Raw genomic sequence first — 15,023 nt, 5'->3', positions numbered from 1 at the left:
GCGATGACGGTGTCGCAACAACCAAGCGCTATTGAGGTACGCGGCGCGCGTGTCCACAACCTCAAGGACATCGATATCGATATTCCGCTGGGAAAGCTCGTGGGTATTGCCGGCGTGTCGGGTTCGGGCAAGAGCTCGCTAGCGCTGGGAGTTCTTTATGCCGAGGGCTCGCGCCGTTACCTGGAGGCGCTCAGCACCTATACTCGACGTCGCCTGACGCAGGCCGAGCACGCACAGGTGGACGAGGTGCTGCACGTGCCGGCGGCGCTCGCGTTGCATCAGCGCCCCAGCGTACCGGGCGTGCGTTCGACCTTTGGTACCATGACCGAGCTCAACAACAGCCTGCGCCTGCTCTTTAGCCGCTGCGCCCATCACGTGTGCTCGCATTGCGGGGCGCGTGTGGAGCCGAGCCTTAACGTGGCGGCGGGCCTGTCGCTCACGTGCCCCGCATGCGGCCGCGAGTTCTATGCGCCGGGTGCCGAGGACCTTGCCTTTAACAGTGGCGGCGCGTGTTCTACCTGCGGCGGCACCGGCGCCATGCGCGAGGTGGACGAGGCGAGCCTGGTGCCCGACGAGTCAAAGACCATCAACGAGGGCGCGGTGCTTCCCTGGGGCACGCTCATGTGGGACCTGATGAAGCAGGTGGCCGGCGAGATGGGCGTGCGTACCGACGTGCCGTTTAACCAGCTCACGCCTCAAGAGCGCGACATCGTGTTCCATGGCCCGGCAGTTAAGAAGCACATTCTCTACGTTCCCAAAAATGGCGAGGGCGCCACGCCGCTCGACTTTACCTATTACAACGCCGTCTATACCGTCGAGAATGCGCTCGCCAAGGTTAAGGACGATAAGGGACTCAAGCGCGTTGCGCGCTTTTTGCGCGAGGGACCGTGCCGCGATTGCAGAGGCACGCGTCTTTCCGAGGCTGCGCGCCAGCCCCAGGTGCGCGGTATCAATCTGGCGCAGGCGGCGGCCATGACGCTGGGCGAGGCGATTGAGTGGGTGCGCGGAGTGCCCGCATCCTTGCCGACCGAGATGCAGCCCATGGCGACGGATATCTGCGATTCGTTTTTGAGCACGGCCCGTCGCCTGGTCGATCTGGGTCTCGACTACCTTTCGCTCGACCGCGCCGGCGCCACGCTTTCCACGGGTGAGCGCCAGCGCGTACAGCTTGCCCGCGTGGTGCGCAACCGATCGACGGGCGTGCTGTATGTGCTGGACGAGCCTTCGATCGGCTTGCATCCTGCCAATGTCGACGGCTTGGTGGGCGTGATGCGCGATCTGGTGGTCGACGGCAATACCGTGGTTGTTGTCGACCACGACACGCGCGTGCTGGCAGAAGCCGACTATCTGGTCGAGATGGGCCCCGTTGCGGGAGCAGGCGGCGGCCATGTAATCGCCGCCGGTACGGTAGACGAGGTCGAACAATCGCAGGGCAGCCGCATCGCCCCATTTTTGCGCTCGGAGCCTGAGCGCTTGCGTCCGCAGGTGCCTGACGACGAAATGTTTGACCGGGGCCATATCCGCATGGCGACCGATGCCATCCATACCGTCAAACCGCTCGAAGTCGATATACCGCGCGGTCGCCTTGTCGCGGTGACGGGCGTTTCGGGTTCGGGTAAGACGACGTTGGTGCTCGAGACACTCATCCCGGCACTTAAGGCGCAGGCAGCCAGCGAGCGCCTGCCAAAACACGTGCGTTGGGTCGATGCCGAGGGCATTGCACGTGCCAACCTGATAGACGCCACGCCCATCGGTGCCAACGTGCGTTCGACGGTAGCGACTTATGCCGACATCCATGATGAACTGCGTCGCGCCTTCGCCCGCACGCCCGAGGCCAAGGCAGCCGGCTACAAGGCAGGCGCATTTAGCTACAACACTGGCGCTTTGCGCTGCCCTACGTGCGATGGCACGGGTTCGATATCGCTCGACGTGCAGTTTTTGCCCGACGTCGAGATCGTCTGCCCGGCATGTCGCGGCTCACGTTATGCAGATGCGGCTTCGCATATCCATCGCGAGGGCAAGGACGGGAGCTTGCTGACGTTGCCGCAGCTTATGGACATGAGTGTGGACGAGGCCCTCGACGCCACGGTGGGACTCAAGAAGGTTCAGGCGCGCTTGCAGACCTTGCACGACCTGGGCTTGGGTTATCTCACACTTGGCGAGCCCACACCGGCGCTTTCGGGCGGCGAGGCGCAGCGTCTTAAGCTCGCGAGCGAGATGGGCCGCGTGCAGGATGATGCCGTGTTTGTGTTCGACGAGCCCACAATCGGACTACATCCGCTCGATGTTCAGGTGTTGCTGAGTGTGTTTGACGGCCTTGTTGCCAAGGGCGCCACGGTTGTCGTGATCGAACACGACCTCGACCTTATCCGTAACGCCGATTATGTGATCGACATGGGCCCGGGCGGTGGCGATGCCGGCGGGCAAATCGTCTGCGTCGGCACACCGGGCGACATCGCGGCCTACTCCAAGAGCATCACTGGCCGCTATCTCTAACCGAATGAGACAAAGGGACAGTTCCTTTGTCTCATGCTGGCAAAGCCTGTCAGCATCACGCTTTTCTTTTCTAGCCAATTCTGGTAAAAAGCAGTTAATTGCTGTTAAAAGCTAGCATGTTATCGATGTAGCGCTTGAACAGCTTGTGTCTGAGGGCCAAAATGACCTTAGCCCATTCGCGAAATTTGCACGCCCTATAGTGAGTGGGCTCTCGCTTGAGCTGATGCTGCCAAGAGGCGGCCGATAGGGGCAATTATGGACAATCGAATCTTTGGGTATGCGCGTGTTTCTTCCGCAGACCAGAACTTGGATCGCCAGTTGGACGCACTGGGAAGGTTTCCCGTCCAACAGGGTCGGATTTACGCTGACAAGGCAAGCGGTAAGAACTTTAGACGCCCCCAATATCAGCGTCTTCTTCGCAGGTTGCGCGAGGGTGACGTTCTCGTAATCAAAAGTATTGACCGTTTGGGTCGCGATTATCGTGAAGTCCTCGATGAATGGCGACGCATCACGGTGAATAGGCGTGCTGCCATCGTGGTGCTTGATATGCCGTTACTCGATACGCGCGAGCAGCCCGATGGCATCACGGGAACGTTCATGGCGGATCTGGTCCTTCAGATCTTGAGCTATGTGGCGCAGCTAGAGCGCGAAAACATCAAGCAGCGCCAGGCGGAGGGTATCGCGTCGGCGCGCCTGCGTGGCGTGAGATTTGGGAGGCCGGCACTCGAACGCCCAGATAGCTATCGCGATGTCATCAGATCATATGAAGGGGGTGAGGTCACGAGGCGAGAGGCCGCCGCGCTTTTGAACGTTAGCGCATCGACGTTCGACCGTTGGAGGCGGGCGGACGCGACCAGTTTTGACCGTCCGCCGTCTGCCCGTCCTCTTTAGCTAGACATTTTGACGAGGGGAGTTTATTGCACAGAGCTCACTCCTTCCCTCGATGATTATCCAGTTCACGCCCTAGAACCAAATAGTGCCACCGCGTTGCCAATTCGTCTGCTTTTTGACGAGGTGGCTAGATATCGTGTTTTGTTTTGTATTTAAAGGAGGACGAAATGAAAAGGCGTTATGGGATAGCTGCGGCGATCGCGCTATTTGTGACGGTGTTTTGTGGGGCTCTTCTGCTGAGCGGCTGCTCGCAGGCCGAGAAGAAAAACGATGAGCCTGATTATGCCGACGACCGTGCAATGGCCGTGATTGCTCAAGGCTATCAAAAGCGGTCTGATTACCTTGATTCACTGGGAGAGGATGCTGATCTAGGCTCGAATAAAGTGCGAAAAGAGGCAATTAAAACCGAGGTCGATAACGACAAAGAACTCAAAAAGGCGTCATTTAAAGACACTAAGATGCAAGAAGACGTCATCGCCTATCTCAACCTGCTTGATAATCAGCTTGATGTTGTCAAGAAGTACGCGGAATCGGATCCCAAGTACTACGACGAATGGGAAAGGGCCTACGACGCACGATCAGCACAGCTTAAGAAACTGGTTGATCGGTATGACTTGACGGTCGATGACGAGTATCGTGATGCGTTTGACGAGCTGATCAAGAACGGTAGGACCGTAGAGGAGAAGACGCATAATGATGAGGCCATCAACGGTCTGCTCTCATCGGCGACCTTTGAGAAAAGTGACGATGGCTACGGCCTCTATACGTACACCGCAATCGTCGAAAACACCTCCGACATATCGTTCGAAAACGTTTTTCTAAATGTTGCCCTTTACGATGCCGATGGTGTAAGGGCGGAAGAATGCTACGCAGATACATCCGCCTGGGCGCCTGGCGAGAAGGTGAAGTTTGAGGTAATAAGCGAGGTTGACGCTTCGAGGGTTGCACCGACAGTATCGAGTTACAGTGTCAAGGAATAATTCGCGGGAATAGGAAAGAGAGCGCGACCGTTTTCTCCGAACGGTCGCGTTTTGCATTAAGCCGTTGACAGAATGATTCGTGCAGCCATGCGCACGATGGAAGATGATGGAAAAGTCGAGCTAATAAAAGAAAGGCGAAACAGGATGGCAAAAACTAACTTGTTTACAACAATAACGCAAAAGCTTGTCTTTGGCGGTTTGCTGGCCGTTACAGCCGTGGCGACTGCCGGGTGCATCTGGATGTATTTGACGCGTAATCCCACAACGATCACCGATGATTCGATTCGTGAGGAGATTACTCCGGTCGTAAAGCTCGTGACGTACGAATATAACTTCACGCAGCTGCTCTCAATTGACGAAGCGGGGAATCCGCTTGGGTGGGAAAACCCCTTTACGTCTAAGCGATATGTCGCAACGATTGACGGCAAGGCTGACATCGGGATCAATGCCGATAAAGTGAAGACTGAAATCAAGCGGGTTGATATGAACGACAAGAGCTCAGAGGTCAAGAGCGTAAAGGTTACATTGCCTCACTCGGAAATTACCTCTTTCTCAACAGACCCCAATACACTGAAGAAATATGTTGAGGACAATGGTTTTCTGAACTGGAATCAAGTGAGTACAGACGATCTGAACGGTTTGTTGAAACAGGCTAAGAAAGAGCAGACCAAGAAGGTCAAAGAGAGCAATATGCTCAAAGAATCTGATGACAGAGCCCGTGGTCTGATCGAAAAACAGGTCAAAGCCCTATGCGGCGACGATGTCGATGTTAACGTTACGTTTAAGTAAGGGTGATTGGCGTGTCGGACAAACAGCAGCAGTTTGTTGAGGCGAAGCTCGAAAAACAGAAGAAGTCCGGTATTGGTTTTTCTTCGCTGGAGAACATAATGACTGGAGCATTTAATGGCGCTGGAAACGCCATTATGGATGTGGTCAAGGAGGCTCAAAAGAAATCGGGTGAATTGGCGGAAGCCGCTAGCCCGTTGGCGGATAATGCGCTTAAAGGTGTTTCGGACTTTGCAAACGGGATTGCTTCTGCAACCGCAGCCGCGGCGAACGAACGCTACAACGCAAAGCGACAAGAGCAACTCGGTCTGTCGTCGACGTTCATCGACGGTAATGGTGATTGGGTGTTGCCCGACCCGTTACTGACCAATCGAGAGCTTGCCGAGCTCGAGGCATTGACTGAGCAATACGAAAAGATGGTGGCGCCTTCAAAACTCAAACAGCTGACCGATAAGGCTGGGTCAAAGATACCGGAAAATCTTCGTGCTACCGTTGGAGATGCGCTCGACGGGCTTACAAGTGAGATTCAGCAACAAGAGCTGTATGCACAGGTTATGAAGCAGGTTGTCGATGGTTTCAAGGTTATCGAGGAGCAAGCTGCCAAGTACAGCGTTACTGAGGCGCAGATTGTTGAGGCCGCAAACACCACTCTTGAAAACGTTACTATCCGTTCGATTGATGAGCTATTCATGCTTCGGAGTTTTGACGTTGCGAAGATTGCGGCAGGTGAGAACGGTAAGCACCTGCTGCTTGCGGCGACCGAGGGTGCGGTGACGGGTGCTCCTGGTTTTGCCGGTCTGCCTTTCAATATCGTATTCAGCATGTTCCTCTATTATCGTGCGGTGCAGTCAGTGGCCATGATGTACGGATTTAACGTTAAAGAAGATCCGGCTGAAATGGTCATTGCGGGCGATGTGTTTTCAAACGCGATGGCTCCGTCTGCAGGTTCTGCTGATGGCATGGCTCTCGCAATCGGTAAGGTGATGCTTGTGGCCGAGATGGAGGGCGTGAAACAGACAGTCAAGAAGGGCTGGACGGCCATGGCGGCACGGGGCGGCGCGGCTATGCTTGTCACGCAGATTCGCGCTCTTGCTAATGTCGCTGCGCGTAAGGCGCTCGAGAATGCCGGTAAGAAGTCGATCGAGAGCAGTGTTTTCAAAAACGTACTCGAGCAAATTGGCAGGAATATCACTCAAAAATCCCTCGGCAAGGCTATTCCCGTATTTGGCGGCGCTGTCGGCGCCTTGTTTGATGTCTCGCAGATGAATCGTGTTTTGCAATATGCCAACATCTTCTACCACAAGCGATTCATCATTGAAAAACAGGAGCGTGTTGCAATACTAGTGGGTATGGAAACGGCCGCTGTGAACGTTGTGGTTGAGGCTTGCGATGCAGAAGGATAGCCGGCCGTGTTCTTCGATGGCGGAGAACTTTGGCGGCGTTTGGTGTAAATCGGTATAGGTAGGGGTGCGGACCTAATTGTGTGACAAAGGTACAGTCCCTTTGTCACATTCCCGGAAAGCCTGTTTGGCGCAGGGCCTCGTAGAGGACGATGGCGGCGCTGTTGGAGAGGTTGAGAGCGCTGATGCGGTAGTCGTCCGGGTCGACGAAGTTGCCGCAGATATCCTGTCGAAGGATGGCTTCGTGGCTGTCCTCGGTATGCCTGAGCGACTCCTCGTGGGCCTCCCAGGCGTCGGCGTTTTCGAGCGAGTCGCAATCGCGCAACATGGGGATGCGCTCGCAGCGCTCGGGCGCTGCGGCAAGCAGTGGCTCGGGAATCCCCGAGCTCTCGCTGCCAAAGACCAAAAAGTCACCGTCGCGGTAGGTACTTTGCGCATAGGTGCGGCGCGCCTTTTTGGTCAGCAGATGCAGGCGTTCGTCGGCGGGGGAGAGGCCGTTGCGCGCAAGGAAATCCTCCCAGCCGGCATAGGTCGTCACGTCCAAATTTTGCCAGTAGCCCAGGCCGGCGCGACGCACCGTCTTGTCGTCGAGCGAAAACCCCAGCGGCTCCACCAGATGCAGGCGGGCGCCGGTAACCACGCAGGTGCGGCCGATATTGCCCGTATTGGCCGGAATCTCGGGCGCATACAGCACAATGTTGAACATGAATCTCCTTGGCTCAGAATGAAAAACCACCACGAAGGGCACCTTCGTGGTGGTTTGGCGGTTACGTAGGCGGAAAAATGCTCGCTTGGATAAATCTAGGCGCGGTGCCAGTCGGTCAGGCAGGCATCGAGGGAGGCGATGAGCGCATCCTTGTCCATGTGACGGCCGATGATGCACAGGCTCGTCATGCGGTCGCCCGTCTCGTCGTCCCAAATCTGCATGATCTCGGGGTTCTCGTCGATGATCTTCTGCTTCTCGCCCTCGGGCGCGGAGTCAACGAACAGACCGTTCTCCATCAGGCGCATTTGGTGGCCGGCCTGCTCGAACATGTAGCACATGTCCGGATCGCCGGTCTGCCACAGCGGACCCTTGACGCGGATGACCTCGTCGGGCCACTCCTGCTCAACAAAATCGGTGAACTTCTGCAGGTCAAACGGCTTGCGGCGCGAGTACACAAAGGTCTCGATGTCGTACTCGAGCACCTCGGGGTCGTCGTGCTCCTCGGGATGCTCCATGGCTTCGATCCAGGCGGCGGAGTTGTAGGCGCGCATAAAGTCGAAGCGGTCGGTGTCGAGCAGCTCCTCCATGGGGACCTCGCCGTTTTGGGCCTCGACAATCACGGCGTCCTTCTGCAGGCTGCGCACGATAGCCTTGAGCTCGGCGATCTGCTCAGGGCTCACGGTATCGGTCTTGTTGAGGATCAGCGTGGAGCAGAACTCGATCTGCTGGATGAGCAGGCTCTCGATGTCGTCCTCGTCGATATCCTCGGCCAACAGGTCGCGGCCGCCGTTGAACTCGTCGTACATGCGGGCGCAATCGACCACAGCCACGATGTTGTCGAGTGCAAGCTTGGGCTGGCCGCCCACCTTGGCCTCGTCGCAGAAGCTCGAGATGGTGTAGGCGATGGGGATAGGCTCACAGATACCCGAGGCCTCGATGATGATGTAGTCGAACTTGCCCGAATCGGCGATGCCCTGCAGCTGGTTGGCAAGGTCGTCCGAAAGCGTGCAGCAGATGCAGCCGTTGGTGAGCGGGATGAGGTCGTCGGTCTCGGAAAGGCCGCCGTCGGCGATGAGGCTGGCGTCGACGTTGATCTCGCCGATATCGTTGACGATCACGGCGGCGCGGATGCCGCCGTCGTTAGCGAGGATGTGGTTGAGCAGTGTGGTCTTGCCGGCACCGAGGTATCCGGTAAGCATGATGATCTTCACGGGTTTGTTGGGCATATGCCCTCCTTTGTTAGACATGGCTTACAATTGAATCTTATGCCAAACGCCTGCTCTTATACCCACGCGCCGGCAAATAACACAGGCTACTCCCAGGCTCCCCATACATCGGGGCAATAACCGACGGTGGCCTTTTTGCCGTTGCGCACGATGGGCTCGGCTAGAACCTGCTGGTTCTCGAGCAACTTGTCGAAGCGCTGGCTAGGGGTGAGGTGCTGGATGAGCGCGAGCGTCTCCTCGTCCTTGGCTTTGGGGTTGAGCAGCTTGTCGATGCCGCCGACCGCCTGCATCACGCTCGTGAGCTCGCCTTTGCTCAGCTCCTTTTCCTTAAGGTCAATAAACTGCACCTTAATGCGGCGCTCCTTAAAATAGCGCTGGGCCTTCTTGGTGTCGAACGACTTTTTGGTGCCGAAGATTTGCACGTTCATAGTATGTTCCGCCGTTCTACCTGATAAAGTTGGTGCGCTCGCGATCGGCCTCGGGGGCTTCGATGCCGGCAGCCTTGCCCGCCTCGATGCAACGCAGGAGCCAGACCATGTTTTTGCCGATGTTTCGCATGGTGGCCAGACCCTCGGCATCTCCATCGGCCTCGCCGGGCACGCAGCCAAACACGTTGTTCCAGTACGTGGACGCTACCACAGGCATCTGGTTGATGGTGAAGTACTTATTGAGCACGTCGAAGGTCGTCGACGTACCGCCGCGACGGGCGACGGCGACGGCAGCGCCCGGCTTGTGTGCAAAAGCTTTGCTACCGGCATAGAATACGCGATCGAGTGCCGAGAGAATGCGGCCGCTGGGGTGCGCGTAGTAGACAGGCGAGCCAAAGACAAAGCCGTCGGCCTGTTCGGCGGCAGCGATCAGCTCGTTGACCACGTCGTCGTCAAAGGTGCAGCGACCGCCCAGCTTGCCGCACTGGCCACAGCCAATGCAGTCGCGAATGGGCTTGGCGCCCAGCTGGAACACCTCGGTATCGATGCCCTCGGCGTTGAGTTGCTCGGCGACCTTGGCGAGTGCGCGGGCGGTATTGCCGTTTGCCTTGGGACTGCCATTGACCAAAAGAACCTTCATCACAAACTCCCTCTGCTGTCGGTGACTTCTGCGGAGGATTATCGCACGAGCGGGCAGATGGCGTGGGGCACGATGTCGGCCCCGAGGGCCCACGGCAGGCACGCTCACCAGGTACGAGCGGGATACGGTCCAGAGGATGTTGGAGTGCGGGGCCTCGTTCGAGCAGATTGTAAGGGGTCTGGGCGGGTCGCCCTCGATGGCGAGCTTTGAGGCCTTGGAAGGCGGGCTGCTGCGGCGGCTATGGTTTATACTAAGGCGGTTGCTATCGAGTAATTCATACTTGGTTTGATTCGATTGTGAATGCGTAACTAGGATGGAAAGCAAAGGAAACTCTATGGGAACAGAGGATGCTGTTTGCTTGATGACTTCGATTGCCTTGATTGTCCTTTCAATCCAATACCGAAGAGGAAGATGGCTCTGCTCAATTGCTGGATATGATGTCACAAAAAGGGAGAGCGAGATTGATATACGCCCTTACGCAAAGCTGATTTCTTCTGTGACGTTATGGATGGGGCTGCTGTTTTTCTTGTGGGCGGTAGAGGACTGGGTACGCGATTGGAATACCAGCGTTTTTGAAGTTTTGGTTCTACTTCTGTTCAGCTTGGCCTCTTTGTCGTTCGTGCGGCTCGTTAGGTTTGTGTTTATGAGGCGATAGCCAGCGGAAGTGGCTGGACGACAAAATGGACCAATGCAGCCAATTGTCAATAGAATTTGATAGGCTTGGCTTAACAGATTTACTCGAGGGCATATCCGTGGCGGGGGATAGGTTCTATCTTGTTGAGCACTTATTTGCATCAGGCAAAGTAAACTAAGAGTATCGAAACGGTGCCCCCGGGCCCCGGGAGGGACTGCGGGGACGTTCGGCTAACTGCGGGTACGACCTATTTGCCCAATGTGTTCGGTTGAGATCGGAAATTAACCATCATGCGCCCCATAACGCTAGTCCAGCTTGGTGCCCGGTACCTGCGGCGTCTCTTTAATCAGCGCATTAAGTTCGTTCAAAATGGAAACAGGCTGTCGGTCGACGGTGTCCAGATGAAGTGTGGCCACGCGAAGGGGCGGCTGATATTCAAATGAGCCCAAGAGCACGGGCGATCCCAAGAACCGCTCGATTTCGTCTGCAACCGCGTCGGTCTCTTCGGGATCAAGCTCGTCAAAGAGCGCCACGAACATCGGTCCGGTCGAGCGGAACAGACGACCCTTGCCGCGCGAGCAATCCATGAGGCAGGCGGCGCTTTCTGCCAAAACGCGGTCGCCTGCATCAAAGCCAAAGCGGGCATTGACCTGTGCGATTTCGTCGATTTTAATGGCGATCAAGCCCGCGTTTCGTGCCACGCGACGCATCTCGCCAATGGCGTTGACCAGGGCGTGGATATCGCCCAGACCGGTCACGGAATCGGTCGTATCTGCCAAGCTTCGGTTGGTGACAATGCCCACATACATGTTGGGCTCGGTATCGGTGCCGTCCAGGCGGTAACCCGTGCAGTCGCAAAGCGCGTATTTTCCGGCGGTATTCATGACGCGATACTGCATGCAGTGGAAGTGCCACGTGCCGTTTACCACCATATCGAGCTCGGCACGTACGTTGTCGCGGTCCTCGGGGTGAACACGGGCAAGCCATATATCGAGCGAGTTGTAGGGATGCTGGGAGGGTAGGTCAAAATCGCGCACGGCATTAACCGACCATTGCGATTCGCCGGTGTCGAGGTTAATGATGAATGGATAGCGTGTCTCGGAGCTCATGGAGATCGCTTGAAACACTCGGTCGTTGCAGGGGGGTTGTTCGGTGATCGGGCGTTGCAGCGCATCGCCTTCTTCCGGTTGTTGCACACGGTACATGAGCTTGTAGCGATACATTTTGCGGTCGGCGTCCTTTGTCATCTGGCGACGCGTATCGCCTGCAAGTGGGTCGACGCGCGAGCAGCCAAAGCTAAAGCTGGCGATCATGGGCGCCTTGCCGCCTGATGTTGCCTCGATAAGATTGGCACGCGTCCGCTCCAGGCGCTGCTCGAGCTCGGCTTCGTCTGTCGTGGGGGATATAAGTACAAATTCGTCTCCACCGATACGGAACAGCAACTCATCGTGCTCCATTGTCTCGGTGAGTGCGCGGCAGATGCTCAGAATGTAGCGATTGCCCTCGGCGTGGCCAAACTTATCGTTGCAATGCTTGAGGCGATCGATGTCAATATAGGCACAGGTGAAGGGGGTGCCTTTGCGCCAGAGCTGATCGACATGGCGGTCGAGTCCGCCACGGTTGCCAAGATTGGTGAGCGAGTCGATATAGGCGCCGTGCTCAAGCAGCTCGCGTTCTTGTTGCAGGATGGCGAGCGTTTTCTGCAGTTGCTCGCCGATGGCACGCAGCTCCGGGGGCAGCGCAGCGACATCGAGCTCGGCGGTTGAGGCCCCGTTCGCGAGTCGCTGAAGATGGGTAATGATTGATTGCTCGCCCAGGCGATACGACTCGTTCATGATGGATAACCTCCTTGGGTGACAGGACGCCCCGTATCATATCCCCAATTCGGTTTGAATTGGGGATATGAGTTAGCCAATGGGGACAAATGCTCCCCTAGACGGTGGTGTTTTGCGCGCGAGCGTATCAGTTGCCGGCGCCGCCATCGAGCAATGCCTCAAAATCCTCCACCGGCATGGGACGGTGGTAGAGGAACCCTTGTGCGTAGCGGGCACCCATTTGGCGCAACATGTTCGCCTGCTCGTTTGTCTCGACGCCTTCGATTACAACGGGCAGATGGAGCGATTGCGCCATCTCGAGCATTGATGAAACGATTTGCGCGCTACGGCTTTGATCGCGGTCGGTGGGCACAAACGTGCGATCAAGCTTGATGACGTCGACGTTGACGTTCTTGAGCATCGCGAGCGTAGACTGGCCGGTGCCAAAATCGTCCATGTAGGTCGAGAAACCGCGAGTGTGTAGGTCGGCCGTCAGCTTATCCACGGCCTCGGACTCTCCCGTATAAGCCGTCTCGGTGATCTCAATGCGCATGAGCTCGGGCGGTAGGTTGTATTGGGCGGCAAGCGCCCCCATATGCTCGGCGACGTCGCAGGCAAGGATATCCACGCGCGACACATTGAGCGAGATCGGAACTACGCGCAGCCCTCGATCGATGCACTCACGCAGCCACGAGGCGACGCCCTGCCAAACATATTTGTCGAGCGTCACCACAAAACCGCTTTCCTCGAGAGCGGGGATAAAGGTGGTAGGTGAAATGAGGGAGCCATCCTTGTCAATCCAGCGTGTGAGCGCCTCGGCGCCAACGATCTCGCCGGTTTCCATGTCGACCTGGGGCTGCAAGTAGTAGGTAATGCGGCCGTTTGAGAGCGCATACTGGAATTCGGTCAGCGTGCGGTGGAACGCGATTTCGTGTTCGTATTCCTCGGGGCGGAAAATGGCAATGCGCTCCTTAAAGTCGTTTTTTGCGCGCCGATTGGTAAACATGGCCTTGGCCTGCGCATCGATGGTGATTTCCTCGTTGGAGTCGATGGGGTAGACGCCCATGGACGGCCAGAAGCCCACGCCGTCATCATGCTTGGCCACGGCCTGGCGAACGCGGCTATAGATCTGATGGACGGTGTCGTGTTCAAAGGGGATGAGTACGCAAAAATCGTCTTGGCCCCAGTACCCTGCGACGCCCATGGCGGCATTCTCGATGTCCTTGAGAACCGTGCCCACATCGGCGAGTACGCGGTCGCCCTCGGCCTGTCCGTGCCATTCGTTGAACAGTCGCATGTGCCCCATATCGACGGTGGCGATACACCAGGCGCCGTTGCGCCTTGTCTCGAGAAATTCGTTGGCGCGGCGCATAAACTCGCTGGGTCGATAGAGACCCGTGAGCGGATCGATGCGTTCGGCGATGGCGCTTTTGCGCTCCACCTCGGGTATGGGGAGGCTGTCGTTGGGAACAAGCCCGCCGGCCGTGCGAATGCGACGGTCGAGTTCGCCTAAAACGGCGGCCGTTTGATTGGTCAGGTGCTCGTAAAAGGCCGGAACGACAAGACAGACGGGGGTAATAGTGTCGCCCGCGATTCGAACGGGAGCGAAAACGGCCTCTTTGAGATGTTGGATCAGTTGCTCGAATGCTTCGTGATCCAAATTGTTGCTAAGCACGACGAACTGGGCGTTGCGTGAACGGAAGACGCGACTCCTGCCGCGAGTAATCGACAGCATGCGGCCTGCGTATTCGGCGAGCATGTTGTCGACGGCCTCGGCCCCGTAGAGCTCGTTGAGCTTTGCCGTGCCGCGAACGCGCACTGCTATAAGCCCCGTCTCGCAACGGTCGCGACGGCAGGCATCGATAGCGTTGATCAGCGTGCGCTGCGTTCCGAGACCCGTGGCGGCGTCGACGGTCTCGGCAAGCGAGTGGTTGACGAGCTCGCCGACATAGAGCGAGGGGACATTTCCGTCGCCGTCGATACGAAACCCGCGAGCACGGCCGAGGATGTAATCGCCGGCGGCATTGCGCACGCGGTACTGCATGACGTGACGATGTTTGGAGCCGTCATAGATTTGGTCGATGTCGTTGGTATAGGCCTCAAGGTCATCGGGATGGACACGCGTTTTCCAATAATCGTGACAGTTGTCTATATGCTCCGAAGGAAGACCAAGATCGCGCAAGGCGCCTTGTGACCAAAGGGTTCGATGTTTGTCCAAGTTCTCGATAAAGAAATAGCGGCCTTCGTTGAGCATCGAAAGGGCGTCGAAAATTCGATCGCTTATTTCGAAGTCGTCGGCGTGGACTTGCGTGATATTGCGTCGATCAAGGTGCACGGCATGGCGCAGCTTGTAGTCGTACATGCGATGGTCGGCATCGAGCGTCATGCGATTGGAGGCTTCGCCCAGGGCGGGGTCGGCGTGTGACACTCCGTAGCTAAACGAGTGAGGCATCTCGGAATCGTTATTTTTGAGCAGGACCTCTCGACAGTGCTCCAGACGTTCGGCAAGGTCATCCTCGGTCGCGATTGTGGACAGGATGGCAAACTCGTCGCCTCCCAGGCGAAATGCCGCCTCGTCCACCTTCATATACAGCTTGAGATAGAGGCTTACCTGCAAGATATAGCGGTTGCCCTCGTCGTGTCCAAAGATGTCGTTGCAGTGCTTAAGGTTATCGATGTCGATAAACGCCATGGTTACGGGCAATTCCTGCTCCCAGATTTCCTCGAGGGAACGGGTAAAGCCGCCGCGGTTGCCAAGACCGGTGAGCTCGTCGGTAAAGGCAGTCCTGATCAGATCGTCCTGACGCTCGAGAAGGTCACGGATGGTCTTTTCGAGCGTCTCGGTGTAATTGCTGGCGATATCCATGCTGTAAGCGGCTTCCTGAGGTCGGGGTGTATTGCGTCGGGCGAGCTCGTTGTACACACGCGTTGCTGCTCAACGCTTTGCGTGTATCCAGGCCCCCGCCTTGCTGCGTCGCTGGTTTAATATGTCGGTCCGTGTTCGCTGCTGATAACTATTGAG

The 15,023-nt window shown here is 57.0% G+C and carries 12 protein-coding genes; 6 read left to right on the top strand and 6 right to left on the bottom strand.

The window, feature by feature from the left end; translation table 11 throughout:
• Positions 1-9: 9 nt before the first annotated feature.
• The 5 genes from DWW73_RS05085 (at position 10) to DWW73_RS05065 (ending at position 6,556) form a co-directional block, all read left to right on the top strand.
• Positions 10-2,496, top strand: a complete 2,487-nt coding sequence (locus tag DWW73_RS05085; protein WP_233509128.1) for an excinuclease ABC subunit UvrA — start codon at positions 10-12, stop codon at positions 2,494-2,496.
• A 255-nt stretch (positions 2,497-2,751) separates the two neighbouring features.
• Entirely contained in the window at positions 2,752-3,387 is a 636-nt protein-coding gene (locus DWW73_RS05080) for a recombinase family protein (RefSeq protein ID WP_117778936.1), read from the top strand.
• A 167-nt stretch (positions 3,388-3,554) separates the two neighbouring features.
• Positions 3,555-4,367: an FxLYD domain-containing protein gene (locus DWW73_RS05075; protein WP_117778935.1), complete on the top strand. Its 813-nt coding sequence runs from the start codon at positions 3,555-3,557 to the stop codon at positions 4,365-4,367.
• 144 nt (positions 4,368-4,511) lie between these two features.
• Complete coding sequence (locus tag DWW73_RS05070) at positions 4,512-5,156, top strand: DUF4230 domain-containing protein (RefSeq protein ID WP_158563787.1); 645 nt, start codon at positions 4,512-4,514, stop codon at positions 5,154-5,156.
• Between the two features lie 11 nt (positions 5,157-5,167).
• Entirely contained in the window at positions 5,168-6,556 is a 1,389-nt protein-coding gene (locus DWW73_RS05065) for an EcsC family protein (RefSeq protein ID WP_117778933.1), read from the top strand.
• 103 nt (positions 6,557-6,659) lie between these two features.
• On the opposite strand, the gene DWW73_RS05060 is transcribed toward DWW73_RS05065, so the two are convergent.
• The 4 genes from DWW73_RS05060 to DWW73_RS05045 form a co-directional block, all read right to left on the bottom strand.
• Positions 6,660-7,259: a tRNA (cytidine(34)-2'-O)-methyltransferase gene (locus tag DWW73_RS05060; RefSeq protein WP_117778932.1), complete on the bottom strand. Its 600-nt coding sequence runs from the start codon at positions 7,257-7,259 to the stop codon at positions 6,660-6,662.
• Between the two features lie 95 nt (positions 7,260-7,354).
• Positions 7,355-8,485, bottom strand: a complete 1,131-nt coding sequence (locus DWW73_RS05055; RefSeq protein WP_055252195.1) for a GTP-binding protein — start codon at positions 8,483-8,485, stop codon at positions 7,355-7,357.
• Positions 8,486-8,571: 86 nt separating this feature from the next.
• Complete coding sequence (locus tag DWW73_RS05050) at positions 8,572-8,913, bottom strand: arsenate reductase family protein (protein ID WP_117778931.1); 342 nt, start codon at positions 8,911-8,913, stop codon at positions 8,572-8,574.
• A gap of 16 nt (positions 8,914-8,929) precedes the next feature.
• Positions 8,930-9,553, bottom strand: a complete 624-nt coding sequence (locus DWW73_RS05045) for a flavodoxin family protein (protein ID WP_117778930.1) — start codon at positions 9,551-9,553, stop codon at positions 8,930-8,932.
• 334 nt (positions 9,554-9,887) lie between these two features.
• Between DWW73_RS05045 and DWW73_RS05040 the strand changes: the two genes are divergently transcribed.
• Positions 9,888-10,208 carry a DUF3784 domain-containing protein gene (locus DWW73_RS05040; RefSeq protein ID WP_117778929.1) on the top strand — a complete coding sequence of 107 codons (321 nt, stop codon included), beginning with the start codon at positions 9,888-9,890 and terminating at the stop codon, positions 10,206-10,208.
• 284 nt (positions 10,209-10,492) lie between these two features.
• Here DWW73_RS05040 and DWW73_RS05035 read toward each other — a convergent pair whose 3' ends face one another.
• Both DWW73_RS05035 and DWW73_RS05030 read right to left on the bottom strand, forming a co-directional pair.
• Positions 10,493-12,022, bottom strand: a complete 1,530-nt coding sequence (locus DWW73_RS05035; protein ID WP_117778928.1) for a diguanylate cyclase domain-containing protein — start codon at positions 12,020-12,022, stop codon at positions 10,493-10,495.
• Between the two features lie 127 nt (positions 12,023-12,149).
• Positions 12,150-14,867: an EAL domain-containing protein gene (locus DWW73_RS05030; RefSeq protein WP_117778927.1), complete on the bottom strand. Its 2,718-nt coding sequence runs from the start codon at positions 14,865-14,867 to the stop codon at positions 12,150-12,152.
• Positions 14,868-15,023: the final 156 nt, after the last annotated feature.

The organism is Collinsella sp. AF16-8 (assembly GCF_003462695.1).
In the GTDB taxonomy this organism is placed as follows: Bacteria; Actinomycetota; Coriobacteriia; order Coriobacteriales; family Coriobacteriaceae; genus Collinsella.
This window is presented reverse-complemented; position numbering and strand designations above follow the sequence as displayed.